The organism is Hymenobacter segetis, assembly GCF_054776495.1.
The window spans coordinates 1,219,951-1,244,641 of the sequence record NZ_BAAHBV010000001.1 but is presented as its reverse complement, the minus strand read 5'-3'; the positions used below and the strand labels follow the sequence as shown (position 1 = coordinate 1,244,641).

At 61.3% G+C, this 24,691-nt stretch carries 21 protein-coding genes; 14 read left to right on the top strand and 7 right to left on the bottom strand.

Features of this window, described 5'->3' with window-relative positions; translation table 11 throughout:
* Positions 1-21: 21 nt before the first annotated feature.
* The 8 genes from mraY (at position 22) to ftsZ (ending at position 10,647) form a co-directional block, all read left to right on the top strand.
* On the top strand, positions 22-1,242 hold the full coding sequence (mraY, locus tag ACYU70_RS05320) for a phospho-N-acetylmuramoyl-pentapeptide-transferase (protein ID WP_342299172.1): 1,221 nt from the start codon (positions 22-24) through the stop codon (positions 1,240-1,242).
* Positions 1,243-1,244: 2 nt separating this feature from the next.
* Entirely contained in the window at positions 1,245-2,606 is a 1,362-nt protein-coding gene (gene murD, locus ACYU70_RS05315; RefSeq protein ID WP_342299173.1) for a UDP-N-acetylmuramoyl-L-alanine--D-glutamate ligase, read from the top strand.
* A 171-nt stretch (positions 2,607-2,777) separates the two neighbouring features.
* Positions 2,778-3,947, top strand: coding sequence for an FtsW/RodA/SpoVE family cell cycle protein (locus ACYU70_RS05310; protein WP_342299174.1), 1,170 nt, complete (start codon positions 2,778-2,780; stop codon positions 3,945-3,947).
* 189 nt (positions 3,948-4,136) lie between these two features.
* Complete coding sequence (murG, locus tag ACYU70_RS05305) at positions 4,137-5,255, top strand: undecaprenyldiphospho-muramoylpentapeptide beta-N-acetylglucosaminyltransferase (protein ID WP_342299176.1); 1,119 nt, start codon at positions 4,137-4,139, stop codon at positions 5,253-5,255.
* Between the two features lie 35 nt (positions 5,256-5,290).
* Entirely contained in the window at positions 5,291-6,694 is a 1,404-nt protein-coding gene (gene murC, locus ACYU70_RS05300; protein ID WP_342299183.1) for a UDP-N-acetylmuramate--L-alanine ligase, read from the top strand.
* Between the two features lie 75 nt (positions 6,695-6,769).
* On the top strand, positions 6,770-7,528 hold the full coding sequence (locus ACYU70_RS05295) for a cell division protein FtsQ/DivIB (RefSeq protein WP_342299177.1): 759 nt from the start codon (positions 6,770-6,772) through the stop codon (positions 7,526-7,528).
* An 84-nt stretch (positions 7,529-7,612) separates the two neighbouring features.
* Positions 7,613-9,028 carry a cell division protein FtsA gene (gene ftsA / locus ACYU70_RS05290; protein ID WP_342299179.1) on the top strand — a complete coding sequence of 472 codons (1,416 nt, stop codon included), beginning with the start codon at positions 7,613-7,615 and terminating at the stop codon, positions 9,026-9,028.
* Positions 9,029-9,147: 119 nt separating this feature from the next.
* Positions 9,148-10,647 carry a cell division protein FtsZ gene (ftsZ, locus tag ACYU70_RS05285; RefSeq protein WP_460615916.1) on the top strand — a complete coding sequence of 500 codons (1,500 nt, stop codon included), beginning with the start codon at positions 9,148-9,150 and terminating at the stop codon, positions 10,645-10,647.
* A gap of 79 nt (positions 10,648-10,726) precedes the next feature.
* On the opposite strand, the gene ACYU70_RS05280 is transcribed toward ftsZ, so the two are convergent.
* From ACYU70_RS05280 to ACYU70_RS05265, 4 genes are all read right to left on the bottom strand, one after another.
* Positions 10,727-11,560: a class I SAM-dependent methyltransferase gene (locus tag ACYU70_RS05280; protein WP_460615915.1), complete on the bottom strand. Its 834-nt coding sequence runs from the start codon at positions 11,558-11,560 to the stop codon at positions 10,727-10,729.
* A 143-nt stretch (positions 11,561-11,703) separates the two neighbouring features.
* Entirely contained in the window at positions 11,704-12,783 is a 1,080-nt protein-coding gene (locus ACYU70_RS05275; RefSeq protein ID WP_460615914.1) for an acyltransferase family protein, read from the bottom strand.
* A gap of 152 nt (positions 12,784-12,935) precedes the next feature.
* Positions 12,936-13,670, bottom strand: coding sequence for a YebC/PmpR family DNA-binding transcriptional regulator (locus ACYU70_RS05270; RefSeq protein ID WP_460615913.1), 735 nt, complete (start codon positions 13,668-13,670; stop codon positions 12,936-12,938).
* 145 nt (positions 13,671-13,815) lie between these two features.
* Positions 13,816-14,322: a hypothetical protein gene (locus tag ACYU70_RS05265; RefSeq protein ID WP_460615912.1), complete on the bottom strand. Its 507-nt coding sequence runs from the start codon at positions 14,320-14,322 to the stop codon at positions 13,816-13,818.
* A gap of 150 nt (positions 14,323-14,472) precedes the next feature.
* On the opposite strand from ACYU70_RS05265, the gene ACYU70_RS05260 reads away from it, so the two are divergent.
* Positions 14,473-16,650: a tetratricopeptide repeat-containing sensor histidine kinase gene (locus ACYU70_RS05260; protein WP_460615911.1), complete on the top strand. Its 2,178-nt coding sequence runs from the start codon at positions 14,473-14,475 to the stop codon at positions 16,648-16,650.
* 23 nt (positions 16,651-16,673) lie between these two features.
* Here ACYU70_RS05260 and ACYU70_RS05255 read toward each other — a convergent pair whose 3' ends face one another.
* Complete coding sequence (locus ACYU70_RS05255) at positions 16,674-17,441, bottom strand: LytR/AlgR family response regulator transcription factor (RefSeq protein WP_342301041.1); 768 nt, start codon at positions 17,439-17,441, stop codon at positions 16,674-16,676.
* 232 nt (positions 17,442-17,673) lie between these two features.
* On the opposite strand from ACYU70_RS05255, the gene ACYU70_RS05250 reads away from it, so the two are divergent.
* The 5 genes from ACYU70_RS05250 to ACYU70_RS05230 all read left to right on the top strand — a co-directional run bounded on the left by ACYU70_RS05250 (position 17,674) and on the right by ACYU70_RS05230 (position 21,861).
* Entirely contained in the window at positions 17,674-18,174 is a 501-nt protein-coding gene (locus ACYU70_RS05250) for a hypothetical protein (RefSeq protein ID WP_342301043.1), read from the top strand.
* A gap of 72 nt (positions 18,175-18,246) precedes the next feature.
* Entirely contained in the window at positions 18,247-19,047 is an 801-nt protein-coding gene (locus tag ACYU70_RS05245; protein WP_342301044.1) for a hypothetical protein, read from the top strand.
* A gap of 112 nt (positions 19,048-19,159) precedes the next feature.
* On the top strand, positions 19,160-20,113 hold the full coding sequence (locus tag ACYU70_RS05240) for a hypothetical protein (RefSeq protein WP_342301045.1): 954 nt from the start codon (positions 19,160-19,162) through the stop codon (positions 20,111-20,113).
* A 48-nt stretch (positions 20,114-20,161) separates the two neighbouring features.
* Positions 20,162-20,899, top strand: coding sequence for a hypothetical protein (locus ACYU70_RS05235; protein WP_342301047.1), 738 nt, complete (start codon positions 20,162-20,164; stop codon positions 20,897-20,899).
* A gap of 50 nt (positions 20,900-20,949) precedes the next feature.
* Positions 20,950-21,861 (top strand): arginase family protein, encoded by a 912-nt coding sequence (locus ACYU70_RS05230; protein WP_342301049.1) that lies wholly within the window; start codon positions 20,950-20,952, stop codon positions 21,859-21,861.
* Between the two features lie 135 nt (positions 21,862-21,996).
* Here ACYU70_RS05230 and ACYU70_RS05225 read toward each other — a convergent pair whose 3' ends face one another.
* Positions 21,997-23,013: an MBL fold metallo-hydrolase gene (locus ACYU70_RS05225; RefSeq protein ID WP_342301050.1), complete on the bottom strand. Its 1,017-nt coding sequence runs from the start codon at positions 23,011-23,013 to the stop codon at positions 21,997-21,999.
* A 60-nt stretch (positions 23,014-23,073) separates the two neighbouring features.
* Positions 23,074-24,450: a serine hydrolase gene (locus ACYU70_RS05220; RefSeq protein WP_342301052.1), complete on the bottom strand. Its 1,377-nt coding sequence runs from the start codon at positions 24,448-24,450 to the stop codon at positions 23,074-23,076.
* Between the last annotated feature and the right edge of the window lie 241 nt (positions 24,451-24,691).

Genomic DNA, 24,691 nt, shown 5'->3' with positions numbered 1-24,691 from the left:
CCACCGCTAACCGATTACCGAATGCTTTATTACCTCTTCCGTTACCTGCACGAACATTACCACCTGGCGGGCACCGGCGTGTTTCAGTACACCACGTTCCGCGCTGGTCTGGCTGTAGTCATTTCCCTGCTCATCGCCCAGCTATTCGGGCACCGCCTTATCCGCGTGCTGCAACGCAAGCAGGTGGGCGAAAGCATCCGCGACCTCGGCTTGCAGGGCCAGAACGAGAAGAAAGGCACGCCCACCATGGGCGGCCTCATCATCATCCTGGCCATTCTGGTACCGGTGATTCTGCTGGCCCGTCTGCGCAATATTTACATCATTCTCATGATTTTGAGTACGGTGTGGCTGGGCCTGATTGGCTTTCTGGACGACTATATCAAGGTATTCCGCAAGAACAAGGAGGGCCTGAGCGGCCGCTTCAAGGTGCTGGGCCAGGTGGGCCTGGGCATCACGGTGGGCTGGGTGCTGTTCTACAGCAACGAAATCACCGTGCGCGAGTACCTGCTGCCCAACGGCACCTTCTCGGCTGTCGATGCCAGCAAAGTGTTCAAAGACGTGCACTTGATGATTACCACTGTGCCATTTATGAAGAACAACGAGCTGAACTACGGCGACCTGTTTGCCACCGCCGGCACGTTTTTCAACGGCCTCTACGGCTTTCTCTACATTCCCATCGTCATCTTCCTGATTACGGCCGTGAGCAACGGCGCCAACATCACCGACGGTCTCGACGGACTGGCGGCTGGCACTTCGGCCATCATCGGCATCACGCTGGCCATCTTCGCCTTCGTGAGCGGCAATGCGTTGTTGGCTGATTATCTGGATGTCATGTTCATTCCCGATTCGGGCGAGCTGGTTATTTTCTGTACCGCCTTCGTGGGGGCCTGCATCGGCTTTCTGTGGTATAACAGCTACCCGGCGCAGGTTTTCATGGGCGACACGGGTTCGCTGGCGCTGGGCGGCATCATCGCCGTGCTGGCCCTCATAGTGCGCAAAGAGCTGCTGATTCCGATTCTGTGCGGCGTGTTTTTGATTGAAAATCTGTCGGTTATCGTGCAGGTGAGCTACTTCAAATACACTCGCAAGAAATACGGCGAGGGCCGCCGCCTGCTGCGCATGTCGCCGCTGCACCACCACTACCAGAAGCTGGGCTACCACGAATCTAAAATCGTATCACGCTTCTGGATTGTCGGCATCATGCTGGCTGTCATCACCTTGGTTACCCTGAAACTGCGCTAAGAATGAACATTGTAATCCTCGGAGCGGCCGAAAGCGGCGTGGGCGCGGCCCTCCTGGCCCAGGCCAAAGGCTACACGGTTTTCGTGTCCGACCGCGGCCCCATTCAGCCCGAGTACAAGCAGCAGCTCACCGCGGCTGGCATTGCCTTCGAGGAAAGCCAGCACTCGCTGGATAAAATCCTGGCGGCCGATGAGGTGGTGAAAAGCCCCGGCATCCCCGAAAAAGCGCAGGTTATCCAGGCCCTGCGCGAGAAAGGCACTCCGATTATCTCCGAAATCGAATTTGCCGGCCGCTACACCCGCGCTAAGTGCATCTGCATCACGGGTACCAACGGCAAAACCACCACCACGCTGCTCATTTACCACCTCCTGAAAAGCGCCGGCCTGAGCGTGGGCTTAGCTGGCAACGTGGGCTTCTCGCTGGCCGAGCAGGTAATCGAAGACAAATTCGACTATTACGTGGTAGAACTGAGTAGCTTCCAGCTCGATGACACCCACGACTTTCAGCCCTGGATTGCCATCCTGCTTAATATCACGCCCGACCACCTCGACCGCTACGGCTACTCGCTCGAACAATACGCCCAAGCCAAGCTGCGCATCACCCGCAACCTGGACGGCAGCGGCGCTTTCATCTACAATGCCGATGATGAGGTGACGGGCAAATATTTCCAGTCGGCTTTCCTCGAAACGCGGCAACTGCCCTTCAGCTTGCACCACCGCCACGACATCCACCTCGCCGGCTACTACGTGACGGAAGACGTGCTCTGCACCAACCTCACGCCGGGCATCGACGAAGAGGCTGGGGTAGAGATAAACACCGCCAACTCGCCCCTCATCGGCCAGCACAACCGCCAGAACACGCTGGCCGCCGTGCTCGCCGCCCGCGTGGCCGGCCTCGAACCCGCGCAGATTGAAGCCGCTCTGTCCACCTTCCAGAACGCCGACCACCGCCTGCAACTGGTGGGCGAAATCAAGGGCGTCCGCTTCATCAACGATAGCAAGGCCACCAATGTGGAGGCCGCCTGGTATGCCCTCGATGGTATCCACCAGCCCATCATCTGGATTGCCGGCGGCACCGACAAAGGCAACGACTACAGCAGCCTGCTCAACCTGGCCGAGCACCGCGTGAAGGCCCTCATCTGCCTCGGCGTCGACAACGCCAAGCTCCGCACCGCGTTCGACCCCATCGTCTCGCACATCGAAGAAACCCAGAGCATGGCCGATGCCGTGGCCCGTGCCGCCGCCCTAGCCGTCCCCGGCGACGTGGTGCTGCTCTCGCCCTGTTGCGCCAGCTTCGACCTGTTCAAAAACTACGAAGACCGTGGCCGACAGTTTGCAGCGGCGGTCAGTGAATTGAAAAAATAGAACGTCATGCCGAGCGGAGCGCAGCGGAGTCGAAGCATCTCGCGTGCCACCACTAATCAATGATGTTCTCACAATATAAGTTGCCAACCCACGCGAGATGCTTCGACTGCGCTCAGCATGACGGTCTAGAAAAACAAACAGTCACGTTCCCTAATCTTCACCATTTCACCTATGAAAGACTGGCTGCAACGCAACCTCAAAGGCGACCCCATTCTGTGGGCCATCGTGCTGCTGTTCTCCTTCATCAGCATTGCCGTGGTGTATTCGGCCACCGGCACGCTGGCCTACAAGAAGATGGACGGCAACACCGAAGCCTTCCTTTTCAAGCACAGCAGCCTGATTTTCGTGGGGCTGGGCTGCATGTGGCTGGCGCACCGCATCGACTACCGGCACTACTCGCGCCTCTCGCTCTACGCGCTGCTGGTGAGCGTGCCGCTGCTGCTGTTCACGTTTTTCATGGGCGGCGAAACCAACGGCGCATCGCGCTGGATGACCATTCCGGTGATTAACCAGACCTTCCAGCCCTCCGACCTGGCCAAGCTGGCCCTGATTTCGCACCTAGCCAGCATGCTCAGCCGCCGCCAGCAGCACCTCGACGACTTCAAATCGACCCTGCTCCCGGTGATGCTGTGGGTGGGCACCATTTGCAGCCTCATCATCCTGAGTAATGCCTCCACGGCGCTGCTGCTGTTTGCCACCTGCATGCTGCTGATGTTCATCGGCCGGGTGCCGCTCAAGCACATGGCCGTGATGGTGGGCATTTTCGTGGTGTTGGGCGGGGCGGGCCTGGCCGCCGGTCAGCGCTTGGGCACGGTGATGTCGCGCGTTACCAACTTCACCGACAAGACCAAGAAAACGCCTTTTCAGCTCGAACACAGCTACATCGCCATTGCCACAGGCGGCATTGTGGGCAAGGGCCCCGGCAAAAGCACCGAGCGCAACATCCTGCCGCACCCGTATTCCGACTTCATATACGCCGTCATCATCGAAGAATACGGCCTGCTGGGCGGGTTTGTCATCTTGTTCCTCTACCTGGCCTTCCTCTATCGAGGGCTGAAAACGGTGATGAACAGCTACGGAGCCTTCGGCGGCCTGCTCTCGGCGGGCCTCAGTTTCAGCCTTGTGCTCCAGGCACTGGTGAACATGGGCGTAGCCGTGGGCCTCGGCCCCATCACCGGCCTGCCGCTACCGCTACTGAGTATGGGCGGCACCTCGCTTATCTTCACCGGCATCAGCATCGGCATTATTCTGGCCGTGAGCCGCGGGGAGCGCGAAATCCGCCCCATGACCGGCGAGCCGGAGGACACGGCGCGCATTCCGAAAGTATCGGTCAGCTACTAGTGGAGCTTTGGCAATGAATACAAAAAAAACGTCATACAGAGCGCAGCGAAGCATCTTTACCGCAGCTACTAATCCCATTGATTGGATTGCATTGCGCGGTAAAGATGCTTCGCGGCGCTCTGCATGACGGTCTGACTGCTTGCCATTGACCCTGTCCTACCCGTCTGCCTTCCCGACGTTCCGTTATCCATGACCAACTCCCCACTTCGTTTCATCATCTCCGGCGGCGGCACGGGCGGGCATATTTTCCCGGCCGTAGCCATTGCTAATGAGCTGCGCCGCCGGATGCCCGATGCCGAAATCCTCTTCGTGGGGGCCAACGGCCGCATGGAAATGACCCGCGTACCCGATGCCGGCTATAAAATCGTGGGCCTCGACATCACCGGCCTGCAGCGCCGCCTCACGCCCCAGAACCTGATGTTTCCGGTGCGCGTGTTCCGCTCGGTGCGCAAGGCAGGCAAGCTGATTGAAGAATTCCGGCCCGATGCTGTGGTAGGAGTAGGGGGCTATGCCTCAGCCCCGGTGCTGCTGGCCGCCACGTCCCGCGCCATTCCCTCACTCATTCAGGAGCAAAATTCCTACGCCGGCCTCGTGAATAAGCTGCTGGCCAAGCGGGTGAATAAAATCTGCGTGGCTTACGACGGCATGGAGAAATTCTTTCCCGCCGATAAGCTCGTCCTCACCGGCAACCCCGTGCGCACCGAAATTGCCCTCGGCAACCGCGATGAGGCCCTGAAATTCTTCGGTCTCGACCCCAACAAGAAAACCCTGCTGGTTGTCGGCGGCAGCCTCGGTGCCCGCACCCTCAACCAGGCCACGGCCGCTGCCCTGCTGCGCCTGCGCGAAGCCGGTATCCAGCTCCTCTGGCAAACCGGCAAGCTCTACTTCCCCGAAGCCCGCCAGCAGGCCGACCAGGCCGCCGGCCTCCACGCGCTGGAATTCATCCAGCGCATGGACCTGGCCTACGCCGCCGCCGACATCGTCATCAGCCGCGCCGGGGCGCTGTCAGTGTCCGAGCTCTGCCTCACCGGCAAGGCCAGCATCCTAGTACCCTCGCCCAACGTGGCCGAAGACCACCAGACCAAAAACGCGCTGGCCCTGGTTAGCAAAGGCGCCGCCGTCCTTATTACCGATGAGCACGCTTCTGAGCGGTTATACGACGAAGCCCTCCGCCTCCTGAGCGACCCCGAGCGCCAGCAGCAGCTCAGTACCCGCGTCCGCGAGTTGGCCCGCCCCGATGCGACCGTGACGATTGTGGACGAGCTATTGAAGTTGATTAAGAAGGAGCGGATTACCGAGCTTGATTAAGCTCGGCATGACATTCGAAAGAGCCTAAATACCCCCTGAATTTGAACCAGTTTCCCTACGTTTTCTTCCTCGGCATCGGCGGCATCGGCATGTCGGCCTTGGCCCGCTGGTTCCGTGCCAACGGCCATCAGGTGAGTGGCTACGACAAAACCGAAACGCCCCTCACCCGCGCCCTCGCCGCCGAAGGCATCGCCATTCACTATGCCGATGCCGTGGAGAACATCCCGGCCGAAGTCCGCGAAAACCGCGCCCAAACGCTGGTCGTCCTCACGCCCGCCATGCCGGCCGACAGCCTGGAATGGGCCTGGCTGCGGGCCGAAGGCTACGATATCCGCAAGCGCAGCCAGGTGCTGGGCGTGCTTACCCAGGGCCGCTACACCATTGCGGTGGCCGGTACCCACGGCAAAACCACTACCAGCAGCATGGTGGCCCACCTGCTGCATCACGCCGGCCTCGACGCCGGAGCCTTCCTCGGCGGCATTTCGGTGAACCTGGGTAGCAACCTGTTGCTGCCCGCCACGCCCGCAGCGCCCATCGTGGTCGAAGCCGACGAATACGACCGCAGCTTCCTGACCTTGTTCCCGGACGTAGCCATCGTCACGAGCACCGATGCCGACCACCTCGACATCTACGGCGACCAGTCGGCCCTGATTGAGTCGTTCCGCCAGTTCGTGGCTCAAATCAAGCCTGGCGGCACGCTGCTCATCAACCACACCGCCGATGCCAGCGTGGCCGCCGCCGTGCCGCCCGGCACCCGCGTTATCCGCTACGGCCTCACCCCAGAGCAGGGCCCCGAACTTTACGCCGCCAACATCACCGCCGAAGGCCACCGCTTCCACTTCGACCTGCACCGCCCCGAAGGCACTGTGCTTGGCCTGGAACTGGCGGTGCCCGGCTACCACAACGTCGAAAACATGCTGGCCGCCGCTGCCGTGGCCCAGCTACAGGGTCTGAGCGAAGAAAAGTTGCGCGCCGCCGTGGCTGCCTACCGGGGTGTAAAGCGTCGGTTTGAATTCGTCGTGACCGCACCCGAAAACGTTTATTTAGACGATTACGCCCACCATCCACGCGAAATCGAAGCCTTCCTGCGTTCCGTGCGGGCGCTTTACCCGACCAAGCGCCTGCGCGTCATTTTTCAACCCCACCTGTTCACCCGCACCCGCGACTTTGCCGCTGGCTTTTCCAAGAGCTTAAGTATTGCAGATGAGGTGTTTTTGTTGGATATTTACCCCGCCCGTGAGAAGCCGCTACCCGGCGTAACTGCCGAAATGCTCTTGGCTGAAATTACCGCTCCCACAAAAGCCCTCGTGACAAAAGAACAAGCCCTGGCCGCTGCCCAAACCGACACGTCCTTCGACGTGCTGGCCACAGTAGGTGCCGGAGACATTGACACGCTGGTTCCCCAACTCAAAATGGTATTAACGGAACGGTGGAAGTAGAACCGTAAAACACCCGTTAAGGCTGACCGATAGAACTATCAGCTCACCAACCCACATTCCCCAATACCCTCCCTTTTGGAACGCACCGTTAGAAACTTACTCGTTGCCGCTGCCTGCCTGCTGGTGCTGGGCGCGCTGGGCGCTTTCGCCGCCGTGCGCCAGTCCAACCGCTCGGTCGATGCCGTGAAGGTGAACATTGTCAACGAGTTCGATAATTATTTCATCTCCGAGCGCGGCGTAACGGCCCTGCTCACCAAGGGCGGCAAAGAACCCGTCATCGGCACGCAACCCGAGGGGCCACGCCTACGCGTGCTCGAAGCTCGCCTGAAGGCCCACGCCTTCGTGCGCGACGCCCAGGTGTACCGCGACCTTGCCGGCAACCTGCACGCCGACGTGCGCCAGAATCGCCCCATCGCCCGCCTCACGCACCCCGATACCCGCCTCGATACCTATGTGGATGCCGAAGGGCACGCCCTGCCGCTTTCACCGTTGTTTACGGCCCGCGTAGCCACCGTGGCGCGGCCCGGCGGAGGCAGCCTGCCAACTGGATTTTTCCAGGATAGTACCGGGCGGCATTACCTGGAGTTTTTGCGCTACGTAGACGAGCATGAATTCTGGAAAGCGCAGGTTTCGGAGGTGTTTATTGAGCCCGGCGGCAAGCTGTCGTTCACGCAGCAAGTGGGCGACCAACGTATCGAATTCGGGCTCCCCGAAAATATTTCTGAAAAATTCGCAAAGCTTATGGTATTTTACCGTCAAATTCCGTCAGTTTTGGGGTGGGATACCTACCACCGCGTAAACGTCGAATACCAAAATCAGATTATTTGCGAATAGCAATTTGCTGAAAAATAGACCATTAGGTCTTAGATTTTCATTCCATTCCCACCGCTTCTTCACTGCTCGCCAGCACCGCTCCATATGCAACAAGATAAAATCGTCGTCGGGCTCGACATTGGTACCACAAAAATCTGCGCCCTGGTGGGCCGCAAAAACGAGTTCGGTAAACTCGAAATCCTGGGCATGGGTAAAGCCGTGTCGGAAGGGGTTTCGCGCGGCATCGTGCTCAATATCGACAAGACCGTAGATGCCATTAAACGGGCCATTCGGCAGGCCGAAGAACAGTCTGGAATTAGCATTGGAGTGGTAAACGTCGGCATTGCCGGCCAGCACATCAAGAGCCTCCAGCACAACGGCAGCATCACGCGCAATTCGCATGATACCATCGGGCCAGAAGACGTGGCGCGCCTCACGCAGGACATGTACCGCCTCGTGACCCAGCCCGGCTCGCAAATCATCCACGTGATGCCGCAGGACTACAAAGTGGACTACGAGGAAGGCATTTCCGACCCCGTGGGCTACGAAGGCGTGCGCCTGGAAGGCAACTTCCACATCATCACGGCCCAGAGCACGGCCATCAACAACATCAACAAGTGCGTGACCAAGGCCGGCCTCGAAATCGCTGACCTCATTCTCGAACCCCTCGCCAGCTCCATGTCCATCCTCTCGGAGGAGGAGAAGGAGGCCGGCGTGGCCCTGATTGACATTGGCGGCGGCACCACCGATTTGGCGGTGTTCAAAGACGGCATCATTCGCCACGCGGCGGTATTGCCCTTCGGCGGCAACATCATCACGCAGGACATCAAAACCGGCTGCAACGTGGCTCCCGGCCAAGCCGAGCAGCTGAAGGTGAAGTTCGGCAAAGCCATTGCCCAGGAAGCCAGCGACTACGAAATCGTGAGCATCCCCGGCCTGCCTAACCGTCCGCCGAAAGAGGTTTCGCTGAAGAACCTGGCCTATATCATTGAGGCCCGCATGTCGGAAATTATGGAGTTGGTGTATGCTGAAATCTACCGCATGGGCCTGCACGACAAGTTGTCGGCTGGCATCGTGCTCACCGGCGGCGGTTCGCAGCTCCAGAACCTGGAGCAGCTCACCGAGTACATCACCGGCTTGGATACCCGCATCGGCTACCCTAACCAGCACCTCGGCAAGAGCCGCATTGAGGCTGTAAAGTCGCCGATGTACGCTACCACTGTGGGCCTCGTGCTGTCGGGCTACCACTCGCTTGATGAGCGTCAGATTTCGCGTCCCAGCTACGAAGAGGAGCAGGTGGCCGCGCCATCTTACTATTCCGCGCCAGCTGCCGCTGCGCCGGTGGCTCAAGCCACTCCCGCGCCCGTGGAAACCCGTGTTGCTGCTACGCCTGCAGTTCCGGCCCCCGCGCCGCAGCCCGCCAAGCCCAAAGAGCCCGGTGCTGCCAGCCGCTTCTTCAAGGATATCATCACCCGCACCAAAGGGCTGCTGATTGACGATTACGACGATAAATCTTACTAAATATGCCTGTCATGCTGAGGAACGAAGCATCTTATCACGGCTGCGTTTGTCAGAGTTACTAACCAATGCGGCGCGGACGCGATAAGTTGTTTCGCTTCGCTCAACATGACATACTTCTTATGAATTACAAATTCGATATTCCCGCCCAGAGCAAGTCCATCATCAAGGTGATTGGGGTTGGCGGCGGTGGCTCCAATGCCGTGAAGCACATGCACAAGCAGGGCATCAAGGACGTGGAGTTTATCATCTGCAACACCGACCACCAGGCGCTGCAAAGCTCCACGGTGCCCAATAAGCTGCAAATTGGCGTCGACCTCACCGAAGGCCTCGGTGCGGGTGCCAAGCCCGAGCGAGGCCGCCAGGCCGCCATCGAGAGCAAGGAGCAAATCCGTGACCTGCTGAATCAGGGCACTAAGATGCTCTTCATCACGGCCGGCATGGGCGGTGGTACCGGTACCGGCGCGGCTCCTGTTATCGCGCAGGTTGCGCAGGAGCTGGGCATCCTCACGGTAGGTATCGTGACGGCCCCGTTCATGTTTGAGGGCAAGAAAAAGCGTCAGCAGGCCGAAGAAGGCATCAAGGCACTGAGCGAGCACTGCGACACGGTGCTGGTGATTCTCAACGACAAGCTGCCGCAGATTTACGGCAACCTGACGATGGGCGCTGCCTTTGCCAAAGCTGATACCGTGCTGACCACGGCCGCCAAGTCCATCGCCGAAATCATCACGGTGACGGCCGATGTGAACGTCGACTTTGAAGACGTGAAAACGGTGATGAAGGACAGCGGGGCTGCCGTAATGGGCAGCAGCGTGACCGAAGGCGAAAACCGCGCCCGCCGCGCCGCCGAGGAAGCCCTAAACTCGCCGCTACTCAACAACACCGACATTCACGGCGCGCAACGCATTCTGCTCTCCATCATGTCGGGCGTCGAGCACGAGCTGGAGATGGATGAGCTGACGGAAATCACGGAGTACATCCAGGAGAAAGCTGGGCAGGACGCCGAGATGATTTTCGGCCACGGCATCGACGACACGCTGGGCCAGAGCATCCGCGTGACGGTGATTGCCACGGGTTTTGCCCGCGATGCGCATTCCATCACCACGCCTGCGATGGGCGGTAGTGCCTCGCACGAGCCGATTGTGGCCCCGGCCCCGGTGGCCGAAACGCCCCGTCCGGAAGCTGCTCCTGTTGCGCCCGCCACTTCGGCCCCATTCGTGCCCAGCTTTGGCGCGCCTGAGCCGGCCCGTGTGATGCACGATTTGAACGGCCCGTCGGCGCATAATGCGCCGCCGCTGGCCGGCATTCCGGCCAGTGCGCCCACTGAGCCCGTGCTCACGTCGAGCGCGGCCGCTGCTGCGCCCGTAGCTGGTCCGGAGGCCCACCGCCCGCGTCCGGCAATGGATGCGCAGGCGCTGGAGCGTCGCCGCCGCTTGCAGGAGTTGAGCAACGGCCTGCCGCCCGAAGCAGTGAGCCAATATGATACGCCCGCTTACCTGCGTCGTCAGGTGAAACTGGAAAACGTGGAGCCCAGCTCGGCTCAGAATATTTCCCGCTTCAACTTATCAGATGATAATGAGCTGCTGGGTGATAACCGGTTTCTGCACGATAATGTGGACTAATTAATTAGTCGAATTCAACTAAAAAGGCCGCCGCTGAAATTTCAGCGGCGGCCTTTTTAGTTGACGTAATTATTGAGATTTATGCGTTCGGTGTCGCGTAAAAATCGAAGTGTTTGTACTTCAGCATATCTTCTTTGCGCTTGATAGAAATAATTTCCGTGGTGGCGACGAAGTCGGTGAAATAGAACAGCGAATAGCCGAGGGATTCAAGCAGGTTGAATTGCTCAAATTTTTCCTCGTCGGAATTTTTGCCGAAGCATTCGGAAATAATTACCGGCTTGTATTTGGTGATGAGGCTGGAAATGGAACGGATAATTTCCTTGTCGTAGCCTTCGGTATCGATTTTAATTAGCGTTAGCTTTTTGAGGAAATCAGGATATTCCTTTTCCAGAAAAGACTCCAGATTTACGCCTTTTATTTTCGTGCTGAGGGAGTACTTGCCGTGTTTGTTGTTCGGTGTTTTGGAGATGCCGCCGTTGTTGAAGGAGGCTTCGGAGGAGTTGTAGTAGAACTCGTCGTCCTGCTCGGAGATGGCGAGGTTGTGGGCTCCGATGCGCACCAGCTCGGGGTTGAGCGCGGCGTTGCGTTGCAGGATTTCGAAGACGTAGGGATTGGGGTCGAAGCCGAGGGTGAGGCCGGTTGGGCCGGTGGCCAGGGCCATCTGCACGGTGGTGTGGCCGATGTTGGCCCCGATATCGATGGCGAAGTCGCCGGGGTGGAGGAATTTCTTGAAAAAGTCGACCGTCTCCTTGGTGAACACCTTCTTTTCAACCAGCGGATTCTCCCAGTTGGCAAACTGCACCTGCCCGTTGCCGATGCCGGGGATGGCGAACGTATCGAGCACCATGGGGTGCTTTTGGGTGATGCGGCGGGCCATTTTCCGCTTGAAGGAATTGATGAGGTAGTTGAGCATGATGCGCGGGGCTGGTTTTGGGCGTGCAAAGGGCTTATTAAGCCAAATGTAGGGGATTTTGCCGGGTGGTTCCCGACGAAGCCCGGGTTGGGATTGAATTTGAAGCCGTTATAGAAATGCGAAAAGAAACCGCAAAGGCATTTTTAGGAATACGCCAGCCGTTCTTTCCAGCGATTTAGTGGGGCTTCGAGCCAATGCCAGGAAGCGGCGGCCATTACCAGCAGCAGCGGCAGCAGCACTACTACCATTATTGCCGGACTCACCCAAAAGGCTCGTAGCGAAGCACCGTAGTTGCTATCGAGAGGAAACAGCCGAAACACGGCCCGCTGGTAGAAAACAGGCAGCAGCAGGTGGTAGAGGTAGCAGCCGTAACTGCGCTGGCCGACCCAGCGCAAGGCGGTGAGCAGGCGGTTTTCGGCGGCGGGGCGGGTGGCCTGGTGCAGGGCCCAGTTGAGGGTGAGGGCGGCGGGCAGGCAGCCGGCGGTGGCGTAAATGAGTTGCCAAGTGTAGTGCGATTCGGTGAGGTAGAGCGCGGCCCAGAGGGCGGCCCAGGCCAGCCAAGCTAGCGCAACCCAATGAAGGCGGGCCAGTCGCCGCACCATTGGCAGCTGCTCGACGTGGCGCAGGATGGCCCCGGCGGCGAACAAATCGAGGCAGCCGGGGAGCAGAGCAAAAGCTAGGTCGGGCCGCACCCAGGTACTCCAGGCGATGCGGAAAATGAGGCCGGCGGCGGCTACCAGTGTCAGCCAGCGCACGCGCTTGGGTACCACGGCCAGCAGCACCGGCCAGAGTAGGTAAAATTGCTCATCGACGGCCATGGTCCAGTAGTGGCCCACGCCTTCGCCCCAGTGCTGCAGGCGGTAGAACAGGAGGTTGGAAACCGGCACCAGAAACCAGCCGGGGTATTGGTGCAGCGTGACGAGCGGCAGTGCAAACCCCAGCGCCAGCGACAAGTAGTAGGGCGGGAGCGTGCGCACCAGCCGCCGCAGGTAGAACACGCCCAGCCGGCGCGGCCAGCGGCCGGGCGCGCCCACGTACACCTCCTGTTTCCAGACGATGCCCGAGATAAAATAGCCGCTGAGCACGAAAAAAGTCATGCTGCCCATGAGGCTCATGGGGAAAGACGGCAGCGTCCAGTGGCCGACGACGACCAGCAGGATGGCCACGGCGCGCACGGCATCCAGCCCGGGGCGGTAGGCGAGGGGGCGAGTGGTGGGCGGCATGGCGGTGAGTGTTTGAAACAAGAACGTCATGCCGAGCGCCGCCGAAGCATCTCTACCGCAATACTGATTCCTTTCGATTGGGACTAGTGCTGTGGTAGAGATGCTTCGGCGGCGCTCAGCATGACGTTCAATTATGAGCGTTTGCCAGTGTCTTAGCCTACGGTGTGGTACACGGCCTGCACGTCCTCGTCGTCTTCGAACTTCTCGATGATGGTCATGATTTCATCCAGCTGCTCGTCGGTAAGGGAAACGGTGGTGTTGGGCACGCGCTGCAGGTTCACGCTCACGACGTGGCGGCCCTGGGCTTCGAGGGCCTTCTGCATCTGGCCGAAATCGGTGAAGGCGGTTTCGACCACGATGTACTTGTGCTCGGCGCCGTGCTCGTCTTCTTCGGTGGTTTCGTACACGTCGTCGGCCCCGAAATCAATGAGCTCCAACTCCAGCTCGTCGCGGTCGAGGCCTTCGGCGGCCAGCTTGAACACGCCTTTGCGTGTGAAGGTGTAGTCGCTGCTGCCAGCGGTGCCGAGCGTGCCCTCGTTGCGGTTGAAGATGAGGCGTACGTTGGAAACGGTGCGAGTGGGGTTGTCGGTAGCGGTTTCGATGACGACGGCCACGCCGTGGGGCAGGTAGCCTTCGTACACCACTTCGGCGTAGTCCTTTTCCTCCTTGCTGCTGGCGCGCTTGATGGCGGCTTCCACGCGGTCCTTGGGCATGTTCACGCCTTTGGCGTTTTGCATGGCGGCGCGCAGGCGGGCGTTGGTGTCGGGGTTGGGGCCGTTTTCCTTCACGGCCATCACGATTTCCTTGCCGATGCGGGTGAAGTCTTTCGACATTTTATCCCACCGCTTCATTTTGCGGCCTTTGCGAAATTCGAATGCGCGTCCCATTTGCTGTGACTGAGTAACTGAGTGAAAGAGTGTTGGAAGCGCGAAGCCGGAGCTGCGCGGGCTTCATCGAAGTGGGTTTCGGTGAAACGGGCCGCAAGTTAGCCAGAAGGCGCGGGGGGAGCCAAATACGGCCCCGCCGACGGGGCTAGCGACGGCGCTTTTTGCCAGTTTTGGCAGGCGGGCTCACTGCGGGGGGCGCGGGCTCCATCGCCACCAGCTCGTACACGCCCCGGTTGCCGGCCGGGTAGCCGAGGATGGTGATGGTGAGGTGCCGGGTGGCGGGGTCGAAGCGGAAGGTGCCGCGCTGCACATCGGCCCCTTTTTGGTCACGGAAGGCGAAGCGGATGCTGTCGCCGGCCAGGGCAAACGTGCCATCCTGTTTGAACAACATCGGGCCGTTATTGCCGGGGATGGTGAAGCGTTTTTCGTAGGTGCCGGCTGGGCGCAGGGTGAGCGTGCCGCCCACGCCGCGCACCTGGGTGGGCGGGTCGAGGCTGGTAGTGTCGTACACGGTGTAGGCCGTGTATTGATAGGTGGTGTAAAAAGTGGGAGGTGATGCTGGGGCAGTTTGGGCGGGCATTTGGGCACCCGCTGGCAAGGCCAGAAACAGACCGAGGCCGGCAAGCAAAGGCAGCGGAAAACGGTAAAGCATGAAGGCAGGAAAATAAGCAGCGTCCGAAAAGGTGCGTCGAAGGTAGGTCCGGGCAGGGTTTGAGCCAGCCGGCAGCGAGTGTCCGGCTGGCAAAGACAGTGCCCGGAAACGCGTATTTGCAATTGCCGGATTTCTATTTAACTATGCGGGATGGAAAGCCTCGGTACTGAATTAAAGCGGGCGGTTGAGGGGATTATAAACTTCTGTTTTCTGTGTCGGCGCGGGGCCGGAGCCGCCGCGCTACTGACACTGCTGGCCGCCGGCCCGCCGACGGCCGATACCGCGCAAGTGCGCGCCCTGCGCCACCAGGCCCAGCAACTGCTCCGCGAAGGTCATTTCGACGAAGCTCAACCCTTGTTGCTGCAATCAAAAGACCTGGCCCATCGCCTTAATTTCCGCGAAGGCGAAGCCCAGGCCCTGCGCATGCTCGGCAAGGCCGAGCTGGTGCATGGCACCCTGGCCCGCGCCCGCGCCTACCTCACCGAGGGCGTGGCCCTGGCCCGCAATACGCCCGGCCAACCCGAATTACCCAACCTGCTGCTGGCTCTGGGGCAGGCCGCCAACGAGCAGGACGACTATCCCGGGGCCCTGCGTGCATGCGAAGAAGCGCTACGCCTATACCATGCCCGGGGCGACGTGCGCAGCGAGGCACAGACGCGCAACGGCCTGGGCATCATCTACAGTAGCCGCAGCGACTTTCCCCGCGCCTTGGCGGCGCTGCTGCCCGCCCTGCGCCAGGCCCAGGTGCTGCGCGATACCCTGTTGCAGGTCAATTGCTTAAATAATATTGCCAACGTGTACCTGCGGCGGTTCGAGTACCAGCGGGGGGTAGATTATCTGGAGCAGGCGCTGCCGCTGGTGAGGCAGTCGGCCAGCCCGGGCGCGCTGGCTGACTGCCTCACGAACCTGGCGAACGGCTACATGGCCCTGCATTCGCCTAAAGCCGAGGGCTTGTTTCGGGAAGCCATTCGGGTGTCGGAGGGCTTCGGCGAGAAGGCGCAGCTGGGCGTGGTTCTGAGCGCGTTCGGTGACTGGCTCGACCAACAGCATCGTTTAGCCGAAGCGCAGCGCGTGCGCGAACGAGCCTTAAAGCTCCTGCAAGCTGCTGGTGACCAGGATAATTCGGTGTACGTGCTGAACGAGCTGGCCGGCATGGCCGACCGCCTCAAGCAGCCCGTTCTGGCCGAAACGCGAGCCCGCCAAGCGCTGGCCATTGCCCAACGGATTAGCAGCCCCAATGCGAAATACGAAGCCACCAAAACCCTGGCTCACCTCCTTAAGCAGCGCGGCGACTACCGCCAGGCGCTGGCCTATGCCGAGGAATCTCAGGCCGCGCACGATACCCTGTTCAGCCAAGCCAAAGCCGAAGAAATTGGGCGCTTACAGGGCGATTTCCAGCTTGGGCAGGAGCGCGACCACGCCCAGGTGCTGGCCCGCACCGCCGAGGCCCAGCAGCTACGCCTGCGCCAGCAGCAGCGTGAGCTGTGGGGCCTGGGCTTGGGACTAGCGGCGGCGGCGCTGGTCGGGCTAGCCCTGTGGCGGCTGAACCGCCTGCTGGGCCGTAAAAACCAGCAGATTGAGCAGCAGCGTGCCGAGCTTACGGCCCTAAACGCGACCAAAGACCAGCTGTTTTCCATCATCGGCCACGACCTGCGGGGACCGCTGCACTCGCTGCACGCCTTCGTGGGGCTGCTGAGCGGCCCGCCACTGCCGCCCGAAAAGCTGGCCCAGTACACCCAGCGCCTCACCAGCACCCTCGACCACACGCTGGCTCTGCTTGAAAACCTACTGCACTGGGCCGCGCTGCAAATGCGGGCCACTGCCCCGCCGCAGCCCGAAAATCTGGCATTAGCCGCTGTGGTCGAAGAGAATTTCGAACTGCTAAGCCCCGCCGCCGAGGCCGGCCAAGTGACCTTGCACCATGACCTGACCGGCGAAGAACACGTCTGGGCCGACCCGTCGGCCGTGCGCCTAGTGCTGCGCAATCTGCTGTCCAACGCCATCAAATTCACGTCGGCGGGCGGCACCGTGCGAGTAGCGGCCCGGCGCGTGGCCGGCACCTGGCAGCTGGCCGTGGCCGATACCGGCCTGGGCCTGCCCGTGCCCACGCCCCGCCAGGAAGTGCCAGCCGAAACGTTGGAGCGCCGCGCCGGAACCGGCCAGCCCCGCAGCTCTGGCCTTGGCCTCAAGCTGAGCCGCGACGTGGCTCTGCGCAACGGCGGGCAGCTGTGGATGGCCAGTGCTGGCCCGGGCGAGGGTAGCACGTTCACCCTCAGCCTGCCGCCGGCCGAAGCCCCGGTGGTAGCTGAAACCGCCAGCCGGAATTAGTAAAATAATTGACTGACAGGTGGCTAAGTGGCCTTGCCGGGGTGGCGAGTGAGCAAGCGCTGCTGCACCACCTGCGCCAGCACGCCGTCGCGGAAGGTGTGGCCCAGGGGCACGTCTACCTTACCTACGCGCACATCCTGGGCCGTGACGGCGGCAATGTGCCGGGCATTGACCAGAAAGGAGCGGTGCGTGCGTACGAACAGCGCGGCCGGCAGCTGCTCCTCCATGTGCTTGAGGCTGACCAGGGTAATATGAACTGTGCCGTCGAGCAGGTGCACTTTCACGAAGTCGCGCATGGCTTCCACATAGGCCACGTCGGCGTAGCGCAGCTTCAAATACTGGAATTCGGTGCGGATGAAAAAAGCGTCGGTATCGGCAAGTGGCGGCGGGGTGTTTTCGGTAGGAGCGGAGCTGGCACGCAGCAGGAGCAGGGCCTTGTCGATGGCCCGCAGAAAACGGTCGAACCGCAGGGGTTTCACCAAGAAATCGACGGCATCGAGGTCGTAGGTGGGCAGGGCGTACTGCGGGTGCGAGGTCATGAAGATGACCAGCGGCGGCTGGCGCAGGGCGCGCACCAGGTCCAGGCCGTTGAGGCGGGGTAGTTCGATGTCGGTGATGAGCAGGTCGACGGGCGAGCGGGCCAGGTGTTCGAAGGCGGGCAGCGGGTCGTCGTAGCTGCCCGCCAGCACCAGGGAGGGAATTTGCTCCACGAAGCCGGCGGCCAGGTCGCGCACCAGTAGGTCGTCGTCGAGAACCAGGCAGCTGAAAGGGGCGGGGTGGGAGGCGGACATGAGCAGAGAGGGGAGCACCGCGGCGCACGGTTTATCGACTACGCGGCAAGTACGTCGACTTTCCGCTGGCCTTACTCGACTTTGTAATCGGCGCAAGGTAGCGTACGGTTACTTTTCTTGCCAATAACGGGCATTGCCCTGGTTCTTTCTACCATTCTACTCTTTTTCTACTTTCGTTTTTATGCACAAGTTGCTCTGTCCCTTGCTCTTGATTATATCAATATTGACTGGCATGGCCTCCGGCCAAGCCGTCGCGCCCCAGAAAATGCCCGGCGGGGCTGCGGCTCCGGCCGCTTCCCGGCCGGTGGCGGCTACTGGGCTGCCGGCCAAGTTCTTCGGCACTTACACCTATATGGTGTACCTCGTCTACGACCCTGCCCACGGCCAGAAGCCCACCAACACGCGCGGCGTGAGTGGCACCCTCGCGCTGGGTGCGGCGGGCAGCTACGAGAAGAAACTGCAAATTCCGGGTCCCTACGGTAATTATCACTTCGACGAAACGGGGCGGTACACCATCAAGGGCAGGAATATCGAGTTCACCTACACCAATTCGAAAGGCAAGCCGGTAACCTACGGCGGCACCTTCAGCTACAGCGCGCCCGCCCTGTCGCTGAGCATGATACTGAACCAGGATGCCAACGGCGGCCGCGAAGTATTTGGCCTGGTGGTGAAAGGTTCGGAGTCTGTGAAGCGCACATTTAACGACGATGGCACGGTGAAGCTGGGTAGCTAGCTTCTCTGATAAATACCTGGCTTTCAAAAATTGACTAACTGTATTTAACAAGCTTTACTCCCCGGCATGCTTATGAAAACCCTCGTCTTTTGGCGTAGCGCCGTGCGCTGCGGTGCGCTGTTCGGCGCGGTGCTTTTGATTGCGGCCGGGCCAGGGGCCGAGGCTGCGGTGGCGTGGCCGGCCGTGGTCTGCGCCACCCCGCCCGCCGCTTCGGCTGTGCCGCTGGCGGGCAAAGTGGTGGGCGGGAAGCCGGTGGGCCTGTTTTTCATGACGCGCTACATCATGGCCTTTCACTCACTCGAAAAGGCCACCTACTACTTCACACCGGCCGGGCAGGTGTATAATAACCCGGTCGACTTCACGCCGACGAGCCTGGCCAGCCTGCCCGCCAATGCCCGGGGAACATACAGCGTAGCCGGTGGCCAGCTCGTGATGAAATGGGCCGACGGCAACACCTCAAAGGCCAATTTTGAGAATCCTTCGGCCAATACCTTTTCGTGGGATATGGGCATTTTTGTGGGAATGGGGCCATTTGCCAATGCCCGGCAGCTGGTGGGGAATTTCGAGGGCGGCAACTCGGTGAGCAGCAGCAGCGGCTCGGCGGCGGCCGTGAGCGGCCTCACGTTTCGGGCAGATGGCAGCTACGGCGGCAGCAGCGTGTCCTCGTTCACCACGAACACCAGCGGCAGCAATTCCCACGTCGGTAGCTCGGGCGAGGCGGCGGGCCGCTGGGCCCTGGCCGGCTGGACGCTCACCCTCACCGATGCCGCCGGTCGCACCACGCGCGGCGTGGCTTACCCCATCGAAACCAACGAAAAAACCGGACAGGTGACGCGGTTTTACTTCAACAACGTGGCCTATAAACGGCTGTAAGCAAGACGAAACCGGAACTCCGATGCAATATCAACCCAACCCGGCCCGGCTTTCCCTTCGAAGCGTTTGGCGGCCCGCCGTGCTAAGCTTCGGCCTATTTAGCCTTGTTCTGATGAATGCCGCCGCCCAACCGGCCTACCAAGGCCCGCCCGGCGCGACGGTTTTTGCCAAAGCCCAGCAGCTGGAAGCCGCCGGCAACAAAGCCGCTGCCGCCGTGGCCTATCAGCAAGCCTACGAAGCCTACATGAGCGTGGACGATTCGGACGGCATGACCAAGGCGCTGGCCCGCAAGAATGCCTTGGGCGGCGCGGCCCCTGGCCTAGCCGTGCGCCCAGCGGCCGCCGCCCCCCGCCCGGCTGCGCCCGGTCCGGCACCTGTTGCGGCCCGGCCGGCTCCCGCCGCTGCGCCCGCGCCTGTCGTGGCACCCCTGCCCGGCCGGACCACGGGTGGCAAGCCGGTTGGCTTGTTTTTCTTTATGGATGTATTTAATAACGAACGGATTTACTATTTCACCCCGGCTGGCCAGGTGTATATGGACCCGGCCAATTTTTCGCCCGCCGGCCTGGCTGCCGTCGACCCGCGCTGGCGCGGCACCTACGCGGTGAATGGCTCGCAGATGACCGTGCGCTGGGCCGCCGGGCCGCCTTCAACCTTCGATTATCGCTCCGACCCGACCGGCTTTAGCTGGAACGGCGGGTTCATATGCGTGGGGCCATTCAGCAGCGCCCGGCAGCTCCTGAGCACGTTTGAGGGCCGCAACGCCGCCGTGAGTGTCACCGCCAGCTCGCTGGCCGTGTACCGCACGCTCAGTTTCAAGGCCGATGGCACCTTCACCCGCGACAACCTCACCGACGGGCACCTGGAAGCCAATACCGGCTCAGTCACCAACGTTTCCTCAGCTTCCAAACAAGCGGGCCGCTGGAGCCTGAACGGCTGGTTTCTGACCCTGACCGACGGGCAGGGCACCATCCGCAACCTGGCATTCCCCACCAGCCTGGACGAAAAAACGGGCAAGGCCTTTTATTTCCGCTTCAACGGCACCACTTATAAGACCACGGCCCGGTAGCAACCCAAAGGCCCCGCGCAGTCACTACTCATCATAAAACTTACGCCCATGCTCCGATTTCGCTACCTCATTTTTAGTGTTGCTCTGCTGGGGTTATTAATTACCGGCCGCGCTCAGGCGCATTCGGCAGCTGCACCCGGCAGTGCGCCGGTGGCAGGCCACATGGTTGGCAATAAGCCCGTGGGCCTGTTTTTTGTGACAAAGTCGGTGCTCGGCAACTTCATGACCATGAGCTATTACTTCGCTCCCGACGGCATGGCCTACCAGAACCCCGTGGGCCTGAGCGCAGCCGAGCTGGCCGCCACGCCCGCCAACTCGAAGGGCCGCTACTCGGTGGCGGGCAAAACCCTGTCCATCGCCTGGACCAGCTACCCCAAGCCCGAAGCGGCCGAAATGAACATGCTGGGCGGCGGCTTCAGCTGGAGCGGGGGCAGCATTTTCTCGGCCGTGGGGCCGTTCAAGAGCCCGAGCCAGTTGGTAGGTTCGTTCGAGGGCGGCTCTTCAACGTACTCGCCGATGGGCGGTGTGCTGTCGTCGCGCTCGCTCACTTTCCGGCCCGATGGCACCTTCACCGGCGGCGGCGTGGTCACGGTCACATCCGTGACCGAGCGTAGCGTGGCCGAAACCGGCGGCGCATCCAACCAAACCGGCCGCTGGCACCTCGACGGCTGGTACCTCACCCTCACCGATGCCCAGGGCCACACCATCCGCGACGTGGCCTATCCCATCGGCACGGGCAAGGTGTCGCTGTTCAATTTCAACGGCACGGCCTACTCGCGGCAGTAGGTCGGGGCGCGGGCCCGCAAAACCCGCACGGGCCTGCTATTTTTGGCCCCATGCCTACTTTCCTCCGCGACCTCATCCGCCCCGCCGCCGAGCTGCCCGAAGCCGACGTATGCCTCGTGGGCCTGCCCCTCGATTTCGGCACTGTGCTGGAAGGTGGCCGGGCCGGCGCGGCCGGTGCGCCCGCCGCCATCCGCCGCGAGCTGCGCCGCTACCACAAAACCTACAACCTGGAGCACGATATCAGCCTTAATAACCTGCGCATTGCTGATGCCGGCAACCTCGCCCTGCGCCACCCCGACCACGCCCAGAACCACGCCCACATCCGGGAGCGGCTTGGCCAGCTGTTGCGCCAATATCCGCGCGTGGTGGTGCTGGGCGGCTCGCATGACGGTACCTACTCCACCGTGCGCGGCCTCTGGGATGCGAATGACGGGCAGCCCGTGGGCGGCATCAACTTCGATGCCCACGCCGATGTGAAGGACAAGCCCGAAATCAGCAGCGGCACGCCGTTTGGACGGCTGCTGCGCGAAGGGTTTTTGCCAGGCGACCGGTTCACCGAAATCGGCCTGCATTCCAACCTGAATACCCGGGAGGACATTGAGTTTCTGCACCAGCAGCGGGCCCACATCGTGCCGCTGGCCCACGTGCAGGAGGGCGGTATGGAGCTGTACGTCAGCCGCGCCCTGCAACGCGCCACCGCCGCCGGCCCCGCCTTTGTGAGCTTCGATATTGATGGCTGCGCCGAAGCCTTCGCCCCAGCCGTCTCAGCCCCCAGCGCCGACGGTTTCACGCCCCGCCAGGCAGTGGAAGCCGCGTTTCTGGCGGGCCAAAAAGAAGCGGTCCGGCTGTTCGAAATCGTCGAGCTAAATCCGCTCTACGACCGCGACAACCAGACCGCCCGCTTAGCTGCCACCATCATCACCGCTTATTTGACCGGCGTGGCGTATTCAGTTAAGAGTTAAGAGTTAAGAGTTGGAGTGTCTGTCATCCTGAGCGTAGCGAAGGACCTTCTCACGTTTGTGTCGAATGGGTTACTGCAAAACGTTCTGGTGTGAGAAGGTCCTTCGCTACGCTCAGGTTGACAGATATTTTCATTCCTAACTACCCACGCCGCCCCGATAGAGCGGCGGAGGAGTGGGGGACTTGTAGCTGCTGTACTTCTGGGCCTTTTTGTAGGCCTTTTTATAAGCTTTGGACTTCCTGATTTTGCGCCGGCCGCCGGTGAGCAGCCATGCCGCGCCCGCTGCCAGCAGGCTCCCGCCGATGATGGCGGCTTTCAGCGGCAGGGTGTCTTTGGGGGCGGGCGGGAGGTGCTCCACGCCGCTGGCATCGGTACGGGCGGGCTCGTTTACATAGCGGCCGTGGGCGGGAATGGGGTAGTTATCAGCCAACTGGTGCAGGCCGGCAGCTGCTTCTGGGCCGATGATAACTGGGCCGTGGCCGCAGCCAATGGCTTTGGGCTCCAGCGCAGCCAGGGTTTGCACCGATTTGCGCGCAGCTTCCCAGTCGTAGTTGAAGGGCGTGCCGGCCCGGCTGATTTCGGGCTTGCCCAGCAGAATGGCTGGTACCGAGTCGTGGTGGCAGGTGGCGAAGGCATCGGCCCCAATCAGCACGCGGTCGGCTTCGCGGAAAAAGGCCAGCTGGCCGGGGGCATGGCCGGGTACGTGCAGCCACTTCCAGTTCATGAGGAAGGGCGTGCTGGGGTCATCGGCGTCGAGGGCCTGCACGCGGTCGGTCAGGTTGGGCAGCTGGGTGGGGAAGAAGCGGCTCATGAAGGCCAGCGAGCCGCCCACGGTGGGGTCGCGGGGCGGGTAGAGGGCCTGGCCGGTCACGTAGGGCAGCTCCAGCGGGTGCACGATGACGGGCACGTTCCAGTGGTCGGCCAGCTCTTTGGCCGAGCCTAGGTGGTCGAGGTGGCCGTGGGTGAGGATGATGGCCTCGGGGTGGGAGCCGGGATAAAACAGTTTATCGGCGGCGGCGAGGATGGTTTTCTTGCTGCCGGGCAGGCCGGTATCAATCAGCACCCACTCGCCGGGGGTGCCGGTTTCGACGAAATAAACGTTGACAAAGCGCTGAATGCGAAGCTGGGTGACGCCGGCGGCTAGGGTATCCATAGGGCAGGGGATGGGTTGGTGGAGCAAATCTTTACGCAGATTTTGCCGGCGGGATATATTTTACTCCACTTTGGCCCCCGGCGAATCGTGCCCGCCCTGGTGCAGAATCAGCTTCTCGACCGCCCCGCTGGCGTTTTTTACGAACTCGACCTCGGCCGGCACGCCCTGCACCATAAAGCGACCCGGGGCCGTGGCCGCCAGCCCAAACACCGGCTGCCCGGTAGCTTGGGCCGAGAGATGGCTGCCTTCCGCCTTCACGGTAATAAAAAACGTGGGCGACAGCTGGTATTTGCCCACGTACGCGCCCAGCGTGGCCGCATCTACGGGAATGGTTTTGGGGGCCACGGGGGCTGGCTTGGGGCCGGTGGCGGGCTGATGGTAGAGCACGCGCAACAGGTCCAGGCTCAGGTCCTTCACATGAGGGCCGCCTTCGTTATCGAGCACCACCACCAGCTGGTGGTCCTGGGGCGCGCGCAGCAGGTAGGTGCCGAACCCGTTGACGTGGCCGCTGTGCGCCAGCAAGGCCACCGAATCCGACCCCACCGCCACCTTCGAGGTCATCCAGGCATAGGCGTAGTGGTTTCTATCAGGCTTAAATAGAAGGGCTTTGCTGGCCTCGGAAATCAGTTGGTTGGTGTACAGGGCCTGGTCCCACTTATAGAGGTCGAGCACGGTGGAGTAGAGCGCCCCGGCGGAGTAGGGGACGGCCATGTCGACGTAGGTGGTGTTGTACAGGCCTTCGGGGGTGCGGTCGTAGCCGGCCGCGCGGCGCGGCAGAATGGTTTCGGCCAGGTCGTAGCCCGTATCCTGGAGGTGTAGAGGCTGTGAAATGTTGTCGCGCAGCACCTGCGCGTAGGGCTTGCCGGTTACTTTTTCGATGATGGCACCGAGCAGGAAATAGCCCGAATTGCTGTAGCGCCAAGCCGTGCCCGGCTCAAAATCGAGCGGCTGGCCCGAAAACGTGCGCACAAACTCGGCGGGCGTGGTGGGCAGCAGGCTGGCGGTTTCGTAGCTGGGCTGGGAGGTGTAGCTCGGGATGCCCGAGGTGTGCGTGAGCAGCTGGTGCAGCGTGATTTTATCGCCGGTGGCCTTGGGGTAGTCGGGCAGGTAGGTGGTGATGGGGGCATCGAGCCGGAGCTGGCCTTTTTCCACCAACTGCATCACCAGCATGGAGGTGAACTGCTTGGTGAGCGAGCCCAGCCGGAACTTGGTATCGGCCGCGTTGGGCTGGTTCCATTCGCGGTTGGCCAGGCCGTAGCCTTTGGTAAACACCACTTTGCCATGCTCGGCCACCAGCACCGTGCCGTTGAACTGGCCGGCCTTGGCGTATTGCGTGGCCAGCACATCAAGCTCTTTGGAGATTTTTTGGGCCTGAGTGGCGGGCACCTGGAGCAGCAGTGAAGCGGCGAGAAACGAACAGAAAAAAGGTGTTTTCATGAGAAGGGCAGGTGGGATAATTGGCTGTAAAATAAGTGAGAAAGGAAGTGGTAAAGAGTAATTGTTGAATATTAAGCTACCGCAAGGCTGCCGAAATGGGGTCGGCGTCAAGTCAGGAAGCGTAGGGCCGCTGTCTGTTAGCTCAAATCATGCTCAAAAAAGTTTGGCCAGCCCGCGTAACGAATAAGCGAAACCCGGGTACCCCTTTCACTCGCCGCCCCCTGCAAGCAACCGTGCTTCC